Raw genomic sequence first — 15275 nt, 5'->3', positions numbered from 1 at the left:
GCGATGGTGGACACGAAGCAGACGAAGACGATCGGCGAGCATCACGTTGCTGCCGAGCTGGCGCGGCGCGGATGGGCGCCGGCGCTCACTCGCGATGGTCTCGAGCGCACGGACATCCTCGCGGTACTGGCCGAGGGCGATCAGCGTCGTCTGGTCGAGATTCAAGTGAAGGCAGCGCGTGGACCGAAGCTCGATGGAATCAGCTGGCCCCTGGGCTCCAAATCCCAGGGGCCGAGTCGTGGGTCCCAGGAGTTCTTCGTGATGGTCGCTGTTCCGCACGACCTGGCGTTGCCGCCACGCAGTTACGTAGTGCCGAGGATCCACGTGGCGGCTGCCGCCTGGATCGAGCACATGAACTGGCTCACCCTTCCGGGGATTCCCGCTGGTCAGCGCAATGCCACTGCGGACCGAGCCAGGGTGTCCGTGCCGACGTTCGCAGGATACGAAGACCGCTGGGATCTGTTGCTGGACGCCCAGGAGAACGCGCCCGTCTTGCTGCCCGCACGGTTCAGGGCGTGGGCGCTCGAGTCCGATCGAGTCGGACTCCCGCCTGGGCATGAGTGGCGCGAGGCGTTGCCGGTCTGGTAGCTCAGCCTTTTCGGTTCGCGAACGGCCATCGCCCGACGTCGGTGACGAACGCCGCGCTGAGGCGCGATTCTTCGGCTTTGACCATGTCGTCCGGCACGACTTTCCGACAGACGAGCACGTCGGCGTGATCGGCGAGCTGCCAGATGGAGAGACCTCCACGTTCGGCGGTACGCCCGCGGTGCGCAGTTCGACGGTCCAACTACGTCGAACGAACGCCCTGTCGGCAGGTGGAGACGTGCGCACCCCGTCAATTACCGTGGCTGAATGAGCGTCGCGAAGTACCACCACATCAATCCGCGCTTCGTCCTCCAAGGATTCGCCGACGAGGGCGGGCGGATCAAGACGGTTCGTCTGCCGGAACGCAGCAGTTTCATCTCGTTGGTCGAGAACACCGGCGGCGAGAATCACTTGAACTCGCTACCCGGCCATCCGAACGGCTCGGATGTGTTCGAGAAGGCGCTCGGGTCGGGAATCGAGGCGGAGACCGCTGAACTCTTCGAGCGGGTTGTCGGGGGTGAATGGCCGCTCCCTAAGGAGGATCGGGACACGCTTGCCGAGTTCCTCGCGCTGCAAATGCTCCGTGGGCCGGAACAGCGCAGACTCATGCAGTCGACAGCCGCGGAGCTGTTCTCCACAGCGGCTGGCCAGTTGGGCCGAGAGGACTTCGCTCGGTGGGCCTCCGACACCGCAGGACGTCCACTCAGCACTGCCGAGATCGACGAGGCCTGGGCGCTCGTTCTCGAGCCTGACGGCTTCGCACTGTCGTACACCGCTCGCGACCACATCGAACTGATGGGCGAGTTGACCTCACCGGTTGCAGGGTTCCTCGCGACCCGACCCTGGACACTGGTTCACTTCGCTGAGCCGGGGCTCATTACGTCCGACGCTCCCGTGTCGTTGGTGGCTCACGAACAGTTCGGCGCAGCGATGGGGGTCGGGGTTGCCACAGCTCGACTCGTGCTCTACCCGATGACTCGCACTATCGGTCTCGTGATGCGAAACCCCCTCGACGGGCGCTACTCGACTCATGACCTTGACGGACTGATCGCGACGTCCCGTTCGGGGGCCCTCGACGATCGATCATCGGGCACGCAGGCGATGAGGAAAGAGTTCAATGTGCGCACGGCCGCCAACTCGGTCCGCAACCTCTATCACCATCCGGATGACTCCCGGTCCGTACCGCCTGCATATCGAGAGAAGCAGGATTGAGCGCCACGGTCATTTGGTGCGCTCCAAGCCACCAGTCGCGCAGCTGACACATCTCGACCCTGGGGCAGTCCGCCTGATCGACCATCGCGGTGGATAGGGCTCTGCAGACCTGATGGAGCGGGGACACGAAGAAGCCCCGACTTCCCTGGAAAACCAGGGGAGCCGGGGCTTCCCGAGAGGTGCTCGTCGGGCCTTGGTGGGCCCCGTCACGCCTCGTCAGGTCTCGTCAGACGCCGAAGTACAGCTCGTACTCGAACGGGTGCGGACGCTGCGCGAGCGGCTTGATCTCCTTCTCGCGCTTGTACTCGATCCAGGTCTCGATGAGCTCCGGGGTGAACACGCCGCCCGCGGTGAGGAAGTCGTGGTCGGCCTCGAGCGCGTCGAGGGCCTCGGCGAGGGTGCCGGGGACCTGGGGGATGTTCTTGGCCTCCTCCGGCGGGAGCTCGTAGAGGTCCTTGTCGACCGGCTCGTGCGGCTCGATGCGGTTCTTGATGCCGTCGAGGCCGGCCATGAGCTGGGCGGCGAAGGCGAGGTACGGGTTGCCCGACGCGTCCGGCGCGCGGAACTCGATGCGCTTGGCCTTCGGGTTGGTGCCCGTGATCGGGATGCGGATCGAGGCGGAGCGGTTGCCGGCCGAGTAGACCAGGTTGACCGGGGCCTCGAAGCCGGGGACCAGGCGGTGGAACGAGTTCACCGTCGGGTTCGTGAAGGCGAGAACCGCGGGGGCGTGCTTGAGCAGGCCGCCGATGTACCAGCGGGCGATGTCGGAGAGGCCGCCGTAGCCCGACTCGTCGTAGAACAGCGGCTTGCCGTCGTTCCACAGCGACTGGTGGGTGTGCATGCCCGAGCCGTTGTCGCCGAAGAGCGGCTTCGGCATGAAGGTCGCGACCTTGCCCCACTGCTCGGCCGTGTTCTTCACGATGTACTTGAACTTGAGGATGTCGTCCGCGGCCGCGACCATGGTGTCGAAGCGGTAGTTGATCTCGGCCTGGCCGCCAGTGCCCACCTCGTGGTGCGCGCGCTCCAGGATGAGTCCGGCGTCGATGAGCTTGAGCGAGATGTCGTCGCGCAGGTCGGCCTGCTTGTCGACCGGGCTGACCGGGAAGTAGCCGCCCTTGTACGGGGTCTTGTTGGCGAGGTTGCCGCCCTCTTCGACGCGGCCGGTGTTCCAGGCGCCCTCCTCGGAGTCCACCGAGTAGAAGGACGAGTGCTGGTTGACCTCGTAGCGCACGTCGTCGAAGATGTAGAACTCCGCCTCGGGGGCGAAGAACGCGGTGTCCGCGATGCCGGTGGAGGCGAGGTACTTCTCCGCCTTCTTGGCGACCTGGCGCGGGTCCTTCGCGTAGATCTCGCCGTTGCGCGGGTTGTAGATGTCGAAGACCATGATCAGGGTGCGCTCGACACGGAACGGGTCGATGTAAGCGGTCGACACGTCCGGGATGAGCTGCATGTCCGACTCGTGGATCGACGCGAAGCCGCGGATCGAGGAGCCGTCGAAGAGCTGACCGACCGAGAAGAACTCCTCGTCGACGGTCGAAGCGGGAATGTTGAAGTGCTGCTGCACACCGGGCAGGTCGGTGAAGCGGATATCAAGGAACTTGACGTCGGTGTCCTTGATGAACTTGAGCACCTCGGAAGAATCACGGAACATACGGAGGACTCCCAATGGCTTGCGGTGACCGGACTGCGCGTGCAGTCCCACACCCACGGTAGGGGGAGGCCGTTTCCCCGGGGTGACGCAAATGTTTCCGGCATGTTACGCGTACCGGCCCCGGGTAAACTCGACGGGTGCCCCAGAACCCCGTCCCGAACCGCTCCGGCGACATCGCCCCCAGCCGCTATCCCGGTGAACGCCTCGGACTCCCGGAGGTCGGGCCGCGCTCGGTGGCACGTTTCGGCCGCCGCCTCGGGGCGATCGTGATCGACTGGGCGATCGCCTCGTTCCTCTCGTTCGCGTTCTTCCACTACGACGGCTGGGCGAACATCGGCATCTTCGCCCTCATGCAGGTTGTCTTCATCCCGACCATCGGCGGCAGTATCGGGCACCGGATCTTCGGGCTGCGCCTCGTCCCGGTCCGTGGGGGATGGGTGGGTGTCTGGCGTCCGATCGTCCGCACGGCGCTCCTGTGCATCGTCGTCCCCGCGCTCGTGTGGGACTCGGACCAGCGCGGGTTCCACGACAAGATCGCCGGCACCGTGCTGCTGCGCGGCTGAGCGCTGGGAGCCCCGCAGGGTCCCGCAACGCGAGAACGCGCCGTCCCGAGGGGCGGCGCGTTCTCGCATGAGACGACTCAGCGGGCGCGCTGTGCGCGGACCTTCATCGGGTCGATGCCCTTCGGGATGGGGAGCGCGTTCTCGAGCGACTGCAGGCGGTTGCTGATCGCGAGGACCTCCGCCTTGGTCAGGGTGGGCTTGATCTTGGCGAGGGTGCGCGGCACACGGTGCAGCGGGATGGCGTCGCTGTCCGGGCCCACGCTGATGACGGTGACGGGGACGTTGGGGAGCACGCGGGTCACCTTGCGGCGCTCCTCGTCGACCATGCGCTGGGTGCGCGTCTTCGGGCCCTCGCTGATGAGCACGACGCCACCGCGACCCGTGGCACGGTAGACCGCGTCCTGCGTCTTGCTGTTGACGGCGACCGGCATCTCCGAACCGCGCCAGCTGCGCTTGAGCGAGCTGCGCAGAACGGCGCCGACCGCACCGGGCTGTCCCTCGATCTGCGAGTAGGCGGCCCGCTCGGCGCGGCGGCCGAGGATGATGAGCGCCGCCAGCACGCCGCCGAAGACGCCCGCGATGATCCAGAGGACCATCGTGAAGACGTTGCCGCCGGAGAGGAAGATCGCCAGGAGTACGCCCGCGACGATCGGGAGGACGAAGCCCAGGATGATGTAGAGCAGTGCGCGGTCGTCGTAGCGGCGGGTCATCTGGAAGACCTGCCACATCTGCTTCAGCCGACCGGGCTCCTTGCTGGACTTGTCCTTGCGTGCCATACCGACAAGGATACCGTCCCGCACAGCCTTCGGCAGACGCCGTTCGCGGTCAGGAGACGGCCTGCGCGAACCCCAGCGACGCGTCGGCGAGATGCTGCAGGTCGGGCGGGACGGGACGACCCTTCGCCTGCATCGACTGCGCCCAGAGGCGCCCGGCGCGGTAGGACGAGCGCACCAGGGGGCCGGCGAGCACGCCGAGGAACCCGATGGCCTCCGCCTCCGCCTTCAGCTCGACGAACTCGTCCGGATGCACCCAACGGGCCACGGGCAGGTGGCGCGGGCTCGGCCGGAGGTACTGGGTGATCGTGATGATGTCCGTTCCCGCGTCGTGGAGGTCGCGCAGGGCCTGACTGATCTCGGAACGCTCCTCGCCCATCCCGAGGATGAGGTTCGACTTGGTGATGAGCCCGGCGTTCCGGCCCTGGGTCAGCACGTCGAGCGAGCGCTCGTAACGGAACGCGGGCCGGATGCGCTTGAAGATGCGCGGCACCGTCTCCACGTTGTGGGCGAACACCTCCGGCCCGGCGGAGAACACCTCGCCCAGCAGATGCGGGCGCCCGGTGAAGTCCGGCACCAGGATCTCCACGCCGGTCCCGGGGCTCTGCCGGTGGATCTCGCGGATGGTCTCCGCATAGAGCCAGGCACCTTCGTCCTCCAGGTCGTCGCGCGCGACGCCGGTCACGGTGGAGTAGCGCAACCCCATGCGCGCGACGGACTCGGCGACGCGGCGTGGCTCGTCGCGGTCGAACTCGGCGGGCTTACCGGTGTCGATCTGGCAGAAGTCGCAGCGTCGCGTGCACTGCGACCCGCCGATGAGGAAGGTGGCCTCGCGGTCCTCCCAGCACTCGTAGATGTTCGGGCAGCCGGCCTCCTGGCAGACCGTGTGGAGCTCCTCCGTCTTCACGAGCGCGTGCAGCTGGCGGTACTCCGGCCCCATCTTCGCGCGGGTCTTGATCCACTCCGGCTTGCGCTCGATCGGGGTCTGGGCATTGCGGACTTCGAGCCGCAGCATGCGGCGGCCGTCGGGCGCGGCGCTCACGCGGCGGCTCCGGCCGGGAGGACGGACGTGCCCGCAGTGCGCCTGCCGGCGGGGTGGGGCGTGCTCGCGGTGGCGACGTGGCGGTCGAAGGCCTCGACGACGAGGGGCGCGATGTCGCGGGGTGTGACGGTCCGGCCGAGGACGCGCGAGACCGTCGTGACGCCGGCGTCGCGGATGCCGCAGGCGACGATGCGCTCGTACGGTTCGAGATCGTTGGAGCAGTTCAGTGCGAAGCCGTGCATCGTGACGCCGTCGGCGACGCGGATGCCGATCGCCGCGACCTTCTCGTCGCGTCCGTCGCCGCGCATCCACACACCCGAGCGCCCGTCGACCCGCTCGCCCCGTACGCCGACGCCCGCCAGCACATCGATCAGAAGCGCCTCGAGCTGCCGCACGTATCCCACGACATCGATCGGGTCGGGCAGTCGGAGCACCGGGTAGCCGACCAGCTGGCCGGGACCGTGCCACGTGATCTTGCCGCCGCGGTCGACGTCGACGACCGGCGTCCCGTCGACCGGGCGCTCGTCCGCCTCGGTGCGTCTGCCGGCTGTGTAGACCGGTGCGTGCTCGAGCAGCAGCACGGTGTCCGGAGCGCGTCCGGCGGCCACGGCCGCGTGGAGGGAGCGCTGGTGGAGCAGGGCCTCGTCGTAAGGAACGAAGCCGGTGTCGAGTGCGGTCGCGTCGTAGCTGGTCACCGGGACAGCATATATGTACTCAGTCTAAAAAGTTGTCGTCTGGGGTGGATCTCCTCCACAGCCGGTGGGCGACGGCGCGAAGTCCACGGATCTGCGATCGTCGTGCCGGAGCGGGCGAGCGGCCGGTGGGATGGGGGCATGGCAGATCAGCGAGGGGCGGCGCGGCATGCGTCGGACGTGGGCAAGCAGGCGGCGGCGATCGCGGCGTGCATGGGGGTCGAGCGGCGCGAGGTGCTGCGGTCCACGGCGGAGGAGTACGCCGTGGTCGTGCACGGCGGCGAGCTGGCGCGCAGCATGGTGCTCTGCGTACGCAGCGGGATGGGTTTCCCGGACGCCGAGGCGCGGCACGCGATCGTATCGGAGCATCTCGCAACGGTGACGGGGCTGCCCCAGCGTCAGGTGCGGGGGAACCCGATCTGCAGTCGCCTCGACGAGCATCTGCCGGCGGGCAGCCTCCGCTCGCGCGTGCACGCAGGACCGCTGAGCCTCGGCGAGGCAATCACCGTGCTGCTGGCCGTGTTCGACGTGCTGCAGGCAGCTCACCGGGCGGGCTTCGGCGGCCTCGAGCCGAGCGGGGAGCGGATCCGGTTCCGTGCGGACGGCTGCCCGGTGCTCAGTGGGCTCTGGGGCGTCGGGCCGCTGACGCAGGAGAGCGCCGCGCGCGACGCGGAGGCGTTCCTGCGCCTGGTACGGCAGATGGCGTCCGCCGTCGCCGACGGCAGCGGACGTGCCCTGCTCGCCCGGGTGGAGCGGGTCATGGCGCTCGGCGGAGGCGGGCTGCGGGAGGAGCTGCTGACGGTGGCGCCCCCGGTGGCGATGCGATTGACTGCTAGTGGCGCGGCCGACGGGTCGAGGGTGCGAGCGGGTGTGGGCGCCAGTATGGGCACCAGGGCGCATGCCGCCGTTCGCGTCGAGGCCGGATCGCGCGGTCGGCGGTCGGCGGCGGGTGCGAAGCGGCGGCGGAGCGCCCGGTGGGATGTGGTGCTGGACGGGGACCCGTTCGGGGCGGTGCGGACGGCGGTGGTGTCGATGGTCCGGCGTCGGCCGAAGCTCGTCCTCGCGATCGGTGCGCCCGTGGTCACCGGCGTACTGGTCGTGGCGACGGCGCCGCCGTTCGAGGAACAGGGCCCGGCTCGGGACGCTCCCGTGGCGGTGGCGACCGCGCCCTCGGCGTCGTCCTCGCGTGATCCGCGTCCGGCCACGTCGTCGCCCACGCCACGGCCGGCAGCGTCGGGTGACCCGCGGTCCGGCGCGAGGGGATGCGGCGAGGTCGACCTCTTCGAGCTGACGGGAAATGCCGGGAGGAACAGTGACCCGGGGAGAGAGGGCGCGTCGCCGGATGCCCTGTCGCCTGGCCCTGCATCACCCGATGGTGTGTCCGGACCGTCGTGCGTGACGACGCCGGAGGCCGCCGAAGAGCACGAGGCCGGTGGGGTGCCGTCTCGTGACGACCCGGCAGAGGCGGCGCTCGCGGCGCTGTCGGCGCGGGGTGACCCTCGTGCCGCGGGCGCGAGCGCCGAGGTGACACAGCGCTGGGGGGATGCCGCGCTCGTGCGGATCGTGCCGGATGCCGCGAGTGGGGCGGACAGCGAACCGGCCTCGCTCCTGCTGCTGAGGAACGAGGCCGGTTGGCGGATACGAGCGGTGTACTCGTGAGAGGGATCAGATCCCGAGGCTGCCCTGGAAGTCGCCGCCTTCGAGGCGGTTCTTCACGGCGACCAGGAAGCGGGCCGCGTCGGCACCGTCCACGATGCGGTGGTCGTACGAGAGGGCCAGGTACACCGTGGAACGGATGGCGATCGACTCGGTGCCGTCCGCCGTGATGACGACCGGCTTCTTTGTGACGATGCCCGTGCCCAGGATCGCGACCTGCGGGAGGAAGACGACCGGGGTGTCGAACAGTGCGCCACGCGAACCGGTGTTGGTCAGCGTGAACGTGCCGCCGGCCAGCTCATCGGGCTTGAGGCGGTTGTCGCGGGTGCGCTCGGCCAGGTCGGCGATCTCCTTCGCCAGACCGGCGAGGTCGAGCGACGAGGCGTCCTTGACCACGGGGGTCAGCAGGCCGCGCTCGGTGTCCACCGCGATCGAGATGTTCTCGTGGTCCGGGTACACGATGTTGTCGCCGTCGACGGTGGCGTTGATGACGGGGTAGGTCTTCAGCGCCTCAGCGGCCGCCAGGGCGAAGAACGGCAGGAAGGAGAGCTTCACGCCGGTCTTGGCGAGGAAGTCGCCCTTGACCTTGTCGCGGAACGCGGCGACCTTGGTCACGTCCACCTCGACGACCGAGGTGAGCTGCGCCGTCGACTGCATCGAGATGACGGCACGCTCGGCGACGACCTTGCGCAGGCGAGACATCGGCTGGGTCGTGCCGCGCAGGGGCGACACCTCGACCTCGGCCGGGGCGGCCGACGCGACCGGAGCCGCAGCGGCGGGCTGCGCGGCAGAGAGGATGTCCTCCTTGCGGATGCGCCCGCCGACACCGGTGCCGGTCACGGTCGAGAGGTCGACGCCCTGCTCGTTGGCGAGCTTGCGCACGATCGGGGTCACGTAGCCGGCGTTGCTGGCGTGTGCGCCGCCCGACGCGGGGGCCTCGGCAGCGGCCGGAGCCGGCGCAGCGGCGGGTGCCGGCGCGGCGGCCGGGGCAGGCGCAGCGGCCGGGGCCGGTGCTTCAGCGGCGGGGGCCGGCGCAGCGGCCGGGGCCGGTGCTTCAGCGGCGGGGGCCGGCGCAGCGGCCGGGGCCGGTGCTTCAGCGGCGGGGGCCGGCGCAGCGGCCGGGGCCGGGGCCTCAGCGGCCGGAGCCGGCGCGGCGGCCTGGGCCGGTGCTTCAGCGGCGGGTGCCGGCGCGGCAGCGGGAGCCTCCGCGGCCGGAGCAGGAGCCTCGGCGGGAGCGGCCTCGGCGGGAGCCTCGGCACCCGCGCCGGAGCCGTCGCCGATGGTCACGAGCGCGGTGCCTACCTCGACGGTCTCGTCCTCCTGCACCAGGATCGCCTCGATGACGCCGGCGACCGGCGACGGGATCTCGGTGTCGACCTTGTCGGTCGAGACTTCGAGCAGGGGCTCGTCCACCTCGACACGGTCGCCAACATTCTTCAGCCAGCGGGTGACCGTGCCTTCCGTGACACTCTCGCCGAGTGCCGGGAGGCTGACGGATTCGCTCATGAGCTTCTCTCCTTCAAAACCTGATCGTTCAGTAGCTTATTGCAGCCGCGTTCGCGGCAGCGGCGGACTTAGAGGGTGTGCAGCGGCTTGCCCGCGAGGTACAGGAAGGCCTCGCCGAGCGACTCGTTCTGGGTGGGGTGCGCGTGGATGAACGGGGCGATGTCCTCCGGGTACGCCTCCCAGTTGACGGCGAGCTGGGCTTCGCCGATGAGCTCGCCGACGCGCGCGCCGATCATGTGCACGCCGACGACGGGGCCGTCGTTCACGCGAACGACCTTGACCGTGCCGCTGGTGCCGATGATCTCGCTCTTGCCGTTGCCGGCCAGGCTGTAGTCGTAGCTGCTGACCTTGTCCGCACCGTACTGCTCGACCGCCTTGGCCTCGCTGAGGCCGATGGAGGCGACCTCGGGGTCGCAGTAGGTGACCTTGGGGATGTTGACGTCGGGGACGACGATCGGGTTCAGGCCCGCGATCTCCTCCGCGACGAAGATGCCCTGCTGGAAGCCGCGGTGCGCGAGCTGCAGGCCGGGGACGATGTCGCCGACGGCGTACACGCCGGGGATGTTGGTCTGCAGGCGCTCGTCGGTGAGGACGAAGCCCCGGTCCATCGAGACGCCGACCTCTTCGTAGCCGAGACCGGCGGTCTGCGGGCCACGGCCGACGGCGACGAGCAGCAGCTCGGCCTCGACGGTGTCGCCGTTCTCGAGCGAGACGACGACGCCGCTCTCGTTCTGGGTGACGCCGGAGAAGCGCACGCCCAGCCGGTAGTCGATGCCGCGGCGGCGGAACGCGCGCTCGAGCGACTTGCTGATCGACTCGTCCTCGTTCGGGACGAGGTGCGGGAGGGCCTCGATGATGGTGACCTCGGCGCCGAACGACTTCCAGACGCTGGCGAACTCGACGCCGATGACGCCGCCGCCGAGCACGGCGACCTTCTTGGGGACGAAGTCGAGCTCGAGCGCCTGCTCGCTGGTGATCACCCGCCCGCCGATCTCGAGTCCGGGGAGGCTGCGCGAGTAGGAGCCGGTGGCGAGCACGACGTGCTTGCCGACGATGGTGTCGTCGCCGACCTGGACGGTCGTCGGCGAGGTGAGGCGGCCCTCGCCCTCGATGACGGTGATGCCGCGGGCCTTCACGAGGCCCTGCAGGCCCTTGTACTTCTTCGCGATGATGCCCTGGCGATACTCCGTCACCCCGTTGATGTCGACGCCCTGGAGCTGGGTGATGATGCCGTACTTCGCCGACTCGCGGGAGTAGTCCGCGACCTCGGCCGCGTGCAGCAGCGCCTTGGTCGGGATGCAGCCGCGGTGCAGGCAGGTGCCGCCGACCTTGTCCTTCTCGATCATGCCCACGGTGAAACCGAGCTCGGCCGCACGCAGCGCTGCTGCGTAGCCTCCACTCCCACCGCCGAGCACCACAATGTCAAAGTTCTGCTCAGACACCCAGTTACTCCCTCGCGCATCAGGATTCGTGACACGATCCTGCCCCGAGGGGTGACTCCGGGCAGGCGTTGACGGACGAGATCTTCTCGCCCATACGACCCTACTACTTCCGCGAAATGTCCTCGGCCAAACGCAGGAGCGCACGTACGCTGACGGCGGACGGTCCCTTGCCCGTGAATCCGTAGGGCGACGCGGGTCCCTTCGCGGGTCCCGCGATGTCGAGGTGCGCCCACGGGATGCGCGGAGCGTCGTCGTCGTCGCCGGTGCGTCCGACGAACTCCTGCAGGAACACGCCGGCGAGCAGCATCCCGCCCGCGGTGACGCCCGGGTTGGCGTTGGCGATGTCGGCGACGTCCGAGTTGATCGTCGCGCGCAGCTCGCCCGCGAGCGGCATCGGCCAGAGCAGCTCGCCGCTGGCGCGAGCGGCGGAGAGCACGTCGTCGACGAGGCCCTCGGAGCCCATGACCGCTGCGTAGCGGGTGCCCAGCGCGACCATGGCGGCACCGGTGAGGGTGGCGACGTCGACGATCGCGTCCGGGTGCTCCTCGCTCGCTGCGGCGAGCCCGTCGGCGAGCACGAGCCGACCCTCGGCGTCGGTGTTGAGAACCTCGACCGTGCGGCCGTCGCGGATGCGCAGCACGTCGTTCGGTCGGATGGCGGAGCCCGACGGCATGTTCTCGGCGAGGCACAGCCACGCGGAGACACGGATGGGCAGGGCGAGGCGCGCGGCCGCCAGGGCGACGGCGAGCACGGTGGCGGCGCCCGTCATGTCGTACTTCATGCCGACCATGCCGGACGCGGGCTTCAAAGAGAGGCCGCCCGAGTCGAAGGTGATGCCTTTGCCGACGAGGGCGAGGTGGCGCGCGGCTCCGGCGGGGGCGTAGTCGACCTTCACCAGCCGCGGTGGGCGGGTCGAGCCCTGACCGACGCCCAGGATGCCGCCGAAGCCGCCCTCGGCCAGCGCGGCCTCGTCCCAGACCGTGACTTCGACCGGGAGCCCGGCCGCGGCCTCCTGCGCGCGGTCGACGAACGTCTCGGGGTAGAGGTCGAGCGGGGGAGTGTTGACGAGGTCCTTCACCAGCGCGGCGGCGCCGGCGACGGCGGCGGCGCGGGCCAGCAGGTCGTCCGCGACGACCGTCGACGGTGTCCCGACGACGGTGATGCGGCCGACCGGCGTCCTGGCGCTGCTCTTCTCGCGGTACTCGGTGAAAGCGTACGACCCGAGAGCGGCTCCCTCGGCCACGGCACCGAGGCGCGCGTCGTCCGACGCCGGGAGGTCGACGGCGACGTGCTCGATGCCGGCCAGCTGGCGCACAGCGCTGCCCGCGGCATACCGCAGGGCGTCCTCGTCGAGCTCGTCGCCGAGCCCGATCACGGCGATCGACGGGCCGCCGTCGGCGCCGGGGAGGCGCACCAGCTCGTCGCGTCCGCCGCCGAAGCCGACGGCGGCGAGCTGCGCGGCGAGGCCGTCGCGATCGGCACCCGAGAGCACCGTGATCTCGTCGCGCGCGACGCGGGCGCCGACCACCACGACGTCGGCGGGAGTGAGAGAAGAGGAATCGGAGGCGAGCGCGAGAGCAGGAACCGTCATGCTCCGACCCTAGCCCGCCCGGCCGACCGGCTGTTCGCTGTGGGCGTGCTGCGAGGCCGCCGCAGGCAGCGTCCGCCGCCATCCGGTCGGCCTAGAGTTGATGCATGCGACACCCCGCTGATCTGTTCGAGCTCAACCCGGCCGTCGAGGTCCCGGAGGGACTTCCGCTCGTCGCGGGCCTGACCGGCTTCGCCGACGCGGGCGCCGGCGTGAGCCAGCTCGGCACGTATCTGCTCGGCACGCTGGACAGCACGGTCGTCGCGACCTTCGACGCGGACATCCTGCTCGACTACCGCGCCCGGCGGCCGCTCATCTACTTCGACCAGGACCACCTGGCCGACTACCAGCCGGCCACGCTCAAGCTCTACCTCGCGTATGACGAGCTGCGCCAGCCGTTCCTCCTCCTCTCGGGCTTCGAGCCCGACTTCCGGTGGGAGGCGTTCACGGAGGCCGTGCTCGGACTCATCGAGCGCTACCGGGTGCGTAGCGTGACCTGGGTGCACGCCATCCCGATGCCGGTGCCGCACACACGGCCGATCGGCGTCACGGTCAGCGGCAACCGCTCCGAGCTCATCGAGGCGATGTCGGTGTGGAAGCCGCAGACGCAGGTGCCCGGCAACGCGCTCCACCTGCTGGAGTACCGCCTGCAGGAGCGGTCGTATCCGATCGCGGGATTCGTCCTCCTCATCCCGCACTACCTCGCGGACACCGAATACCCCGCCGCGGCGATCGCCGGGCTCGACTCGATCAGCGCGGCCACGGGCCTCATCTTTCCCAGCGACCGGCTCCGCCAGGAGGATCGCGACTTCATCGCCAACATCGACGAGCAGGTCGCCGGCAACGCCGAGCTCGCGAAGCTCGTCGGAACGCTCGAGGAGCGGCACGACACGTACATGGAGGACAACCAGCTGCGTTCCCCGCTCACCGACCGCGATGGCGAGCTCCCGTCCGCCGACGAGATCGCCGCGGAACTGGAGAACTTCCTCGCGTTCCGCCGGCACGGCGACGAGGAGAACGGCCTCGCGGACCGCTAGCCGACGCGGCGCCGGGCCTAGACTCGGGGGGTGAACTCGCGGCGCTCCTGGTTCGTCTTCGGGATCGGCGCCTTCGCCTACCTCGTGGCGGTGATGCAGCGCACCAGCATCGGCGTCGCCGGCGTCTCGGCCACCGAGCGGTTCCACGTCTCGGCGTCGGTCCTCTCCTCTCTGGCCGTCGTCCAGCTCATCGTCTATGCGGCGATGCAGATCCCCGTCGGCGTGCTGATCGACCGGATCGGGTCTCGTCGGCTGATGCTGACCGGGACGGCCCTCATGGTCGCCGGGCAGATCGCGGTCGCCTTCGCGCCGAGCATCGCGGTCGCGATCCTGGGTCGCATCCTCGTCGGCGCGGGCGACGCCACCGTGTTCACGTCGGTGATGCGCCTCACCAACTCGTGGTTCCGCGGCCGCATCGTCCCGCAGCTGTCGCAGTGGATCGGCAACATCGGCCAGCTGGGCCAGGTGCTGTCGGCCATCCCCTTCGCCCTCATCCTCCACCAGGCCGGGTGGACGACCGCCTTCCTCTCCGCCGCATCGCTGTCGGTGCTCGCGCTCATCGCGATCGCGGTCGCAGTCTTCGACCGCCCCGTCGGCTCGACGGAGGGGCCGCGCCCGGCGACCTGGTCGGAGTCGCTGCGGCAACTGCGCGTCAGCCTCGCCCGCCCCGGCACCCAGCTGGGCTTCTGGTCGCATTTCGTCACCCAGTCCTCCGGCACCGTGTTCAGCCTGATGTGGGGCCTGCCGTTCATGGTGTTCGCCCTCGGCATCGATCCGGCCGAGGCGGCAGCGCTGCTCATCGTCTCCGTGGTCACGGGCCTCATCGCCGGACCGGTCCTCGGGCTCCTCACCGCGCGCTTCCCCCTGCGCCGCAGCAACCTGGTGCTCGGAATCGTCGGGATGATGGGCGTCGTGTGGGCCGTCGTGCTCCTGTGGCCGGGAGTGCCGCCGGCCTGGCTGCTCGTCGTGCTCCTGATCGCGATCGGCATCGGCGGCCCGGGCTCCGTCATCGGGTTCGACTTCGCCCGCACGTCCAACCCGCTGCATTCGCTGGGCTCGGCGAACGGGATCGTCAACGTCGGCGGGTTCCTGGCCAGTTTCGTGATGATGTTCCTGATCGGCGTCGCTCTGGACCTGCAGAACGGGGCCCGGGTCGCCGCTGGCGGCGCCCCCGACCTGTATGCGCTCGACGCGTTCCGTTGGGCGTTCGCAATCCAATACGTGATCGTCGGCCTCGGAGTCGCGCTCCTCGTCCGCGCCCGCCGCCGCACCCGCCGCCGGATGCAGGAGGACGAGGGAATAGAAGTGGCCCCGATCTGGGTTTCACTCTCCGACGCATGGCGCAGGCGGAGCGGTCGCGAGACTCGCTGACCGCGAGGCCGAGGAAGAAGGCGCGACCGGCCGTGCGCGACGGCCGACGTGGTCGGGGGCATGCGTGAATCGTGCAATAATTGGTATCTGGACCCGTTCATTTCCTGTGGGTCGGAGCATTCGACGATGCCCGACGTTCCTCCCAGGACTTGACATG

The 15275-nt window shown here is 69.7% G+C and carries 13 protein-coding genes; 6 read left to right on the top strand and 7 right to left on the bottom strand.

Translation table 11 applies throughout. The features are described from left to right. Positions 1-3 precede the first annotated feature (3 nt). Positions 4-588 (top strand): hypothetical protein, encoded by a 585-nt coding sequence (locus IT072_RS12205; protein ID WP_223356967.1) that lies wholly within the window; start codon positions 4-6, stop codon positions 586-588. Positions 589-852: 264 nt separating this feature from the next. Beyond that, positions 853-1797 (top strand): DUF4238 domain-containing protein, encoded by a 945-nt coding sequence (locus IT072_RS12200; protein WP_223356965.1) that lies wholly within the window; start codon positions 853-855, stop codon positions 1795-1797. Between the two features lie 226 nt (positions 1798-2023). Here IT072_RS12200 and glnA read toward each other — a convergent pair whose 3' ends face one another. Further along, complete coding sequence (gene glnA / locus IT072_RS12195) at positions 2024-3448, bottom strand: type I glutamate--ammonia ligase (RefSeq protein WP_223356963.1); 1425 nt, start codon at positions 3446-3448, stop codon at positions 2024-2026. Between the two features lie 137 nt (positions 3449-3585). On the opposite strand from glnA, the gene IT072_RS12190 reads away from it, so the two are divergent. Beyond that, entirely contained in the window at positions 3586-4011 is a 426-nt protein-coding gene (locus IT072_RS12190; protein ID WP_223356961.1) for an RDD family protein, read from the top strand. 77 nt (positions 4012-4088) lie between these two features. On the opposite strand, the gene IT072_RS12185 is transcribed toward IT072_RS12190, so the two are convergent. From IT072_RS12185 to lipB, 3 genes are read right to left on the bottom strand one after another with little or no spacing between them, the layout of a single operon-like run. Then, entirely contained in the window at positions 4089-4787 is a 699-nt protein-coding gene (locus IT072_RS12185; protein WP_223356959.1) for a DUF4191 domain-containing protein, read from the bottom strand. A gap of 49 nt (positions 4788-4836) precedes the next feature. After that, positions 4837-5826, bottom strand: coding sequence for a lipoyl synthase (gene lipA / locus IT072_RS12180; protein WP_223356957.1), 990 nt, complete (start codon positions 5824-5826; stop codon positions 4837-4839). Beyond that, complete coding sequence (gene lipB, locus IT072_RS12175) at positions 5823-6521, bottom strand: lipoyl(octanoyl) transferase LipB (protein ID WP_223356955.1); 699 nt, start codon at positions 6519-6521, stop codon at positions 5823-5825. Before lipB ends, lipA begins: the two co-directional genes overlap by 4 nt. A 138-nt stretch (positions 6522-6659) precedes the next feature. Between lipB and IT072_RS12170 the strand changes: the two genes are divergently transcribed. Further along, complete coding sequence (locus IT072_RS12170; RefSeq protein ID WP_223356953.1) at positions 6660-8177, top strand: hypothetical protein; 1518 nt, start codon at positions 6660-6662, stop codon at positions 8175-8177. A gap of 6 nt (positions 8178-8183) precedes the next feature. Here the strand turns inward: IT072_RS12170 and sucB are convergent, their stop codons facing one another. The 3 genes from sucB to IT072_RS12155 form a co-directional block, all read right to left on the bottom strand. After that, positions 8184-9680, bottom strand: coding sequence for a 2-oxoglutarate dehydrogenase, E2 component, dihydrolipoamide succinyltransferase (gene sucB, locus IT072_RS12165; protein WP_223356951.1), 1497 nt, complete (start codon positions 9678-9680; stop codon positions 8184-8186). A 68-nt stretch (positions 9681-9748) separates the two neighbouring features. After that, the gene (lpdA, locus tag IT072_RS12160) at positions 9749-11122 is read right to left on the bottom strand and encodes a dihydrolipoyl dehydrogenase (RefSeq protein WP_223356950.1); all 1374 of its coding nucleotides are present in this window, start codon (positions 11120-11122) and stop codon (positions 9749-9751) included. Positions 11123-11225: 103 nt separating this feature from the next. Continuing rightward, entirely contained in the window at positions 11226-12713 is a 1488-nt protein-coding gene (locus IT072_RS12155) for a leucyl aminopeptidase (protein ID WP_223356948.1), read from the bottom strand. A 104-nt stretch (positions 12714-12817) separates the two neighbouring features. Here IT072_RS12155 and IT072_RS12150 point away from each other — a divergent pair, with 104 nt between their 5' ends. Next, positions 12818-13747, top strand: a complete 930-nt coding sequence (locus tag IT072_RS12150; protein WP_223356946.1) for a proteasome assembly chaperone family protein — start codon at positions 12818-12820, stop codon at positions 13745-13747. Between the two features lie 30 nt (positions 13748-13777). Beyond that, entirely contained in the window at positions 13778-15118 is a 1341-nt protein-coding gene (locus IT072_RS12145) for an MFS transporter (protein ID WP_223356944.1), read from the top strand. The last annotated feature ends 157 nt before the right edge of the window (positions 15119-15275 follow it).

Origin of the sequence: Leifsonia sp. ZF2019 (assembly GCF_019924635.1) — a bacterium.
GTDB lineage: Bacteria > Actinomycetota > Actinomycetes > Actinomycetales > Microbacteriaceae > Leifsonia.
Note: the sequence above shows the minus strand (reverse complement) of the source record. Positions and strands in the feature narration are given on the sequence as shown.

What these genes read in the sequence shown, in the direction of transcription:
- IT072_RS12205 (WP_223356967.1), top strand. Translation starts at nt 4, where the DNA reads ATGGTGGACACGAAGCAGACGAAGACGATCGGCGAGCATCACGTTGCT.
- IT072_RS12200 (WP_223356965.1), top strand. Translation starts at nt 853, where the DNA reads ATGAGCGTCGCGAAGTACCACCACATCAATCCGCGCTTCGTCCTCCAA.
- glnA (WP_223356963.1), bottom strand. Translation starts at nt 3,448, where the DNA reads ATGTTCCGTGATTCTTCCGAGGTGCTCAAGTTCATCAAGGACACCGAC.
- IT072_RS12185 (WP_223356959.1), bottom strand. Translation starts at nt 4,787, where the DNA reads ATGGCACGCAAGGACAAGTCCAGCAAGGAGCCCGGTCGGCTGAAGCAG.
- IT072_RS12170 (WP_223356953.1), top strand. Translation starts at nt 6,660, where the DNA reads ATGGCAGATCAGCGAGGGGCGGCGCGGCATGCGTCGGACGTGGGCAAG.
- sucB (WP_223356951.1), bottom strand. Translation starts at nt 9,680, where the DNA reads ATGAGCGAATCCGTCAGCCTCCCGGCACTCGGCGAGAGTGTCACGGAA.
- IT072_RS12155 (WP_223356948.1), bottom strand. Translation starts at nt 12,713, where the DNA reads ATGACGGTTCCTGCTCTCGCGCTCGCCTCCGATTCCTCTTCTCTCACT.
- IT072_RS12150 (WP_223356946.1), top strand. Translation starts at nt 12,818, where the DNA reads ATGCGACACCCCGCTGATCTGTTCGAGCTCAACCCGGCCGTCGAGGTC.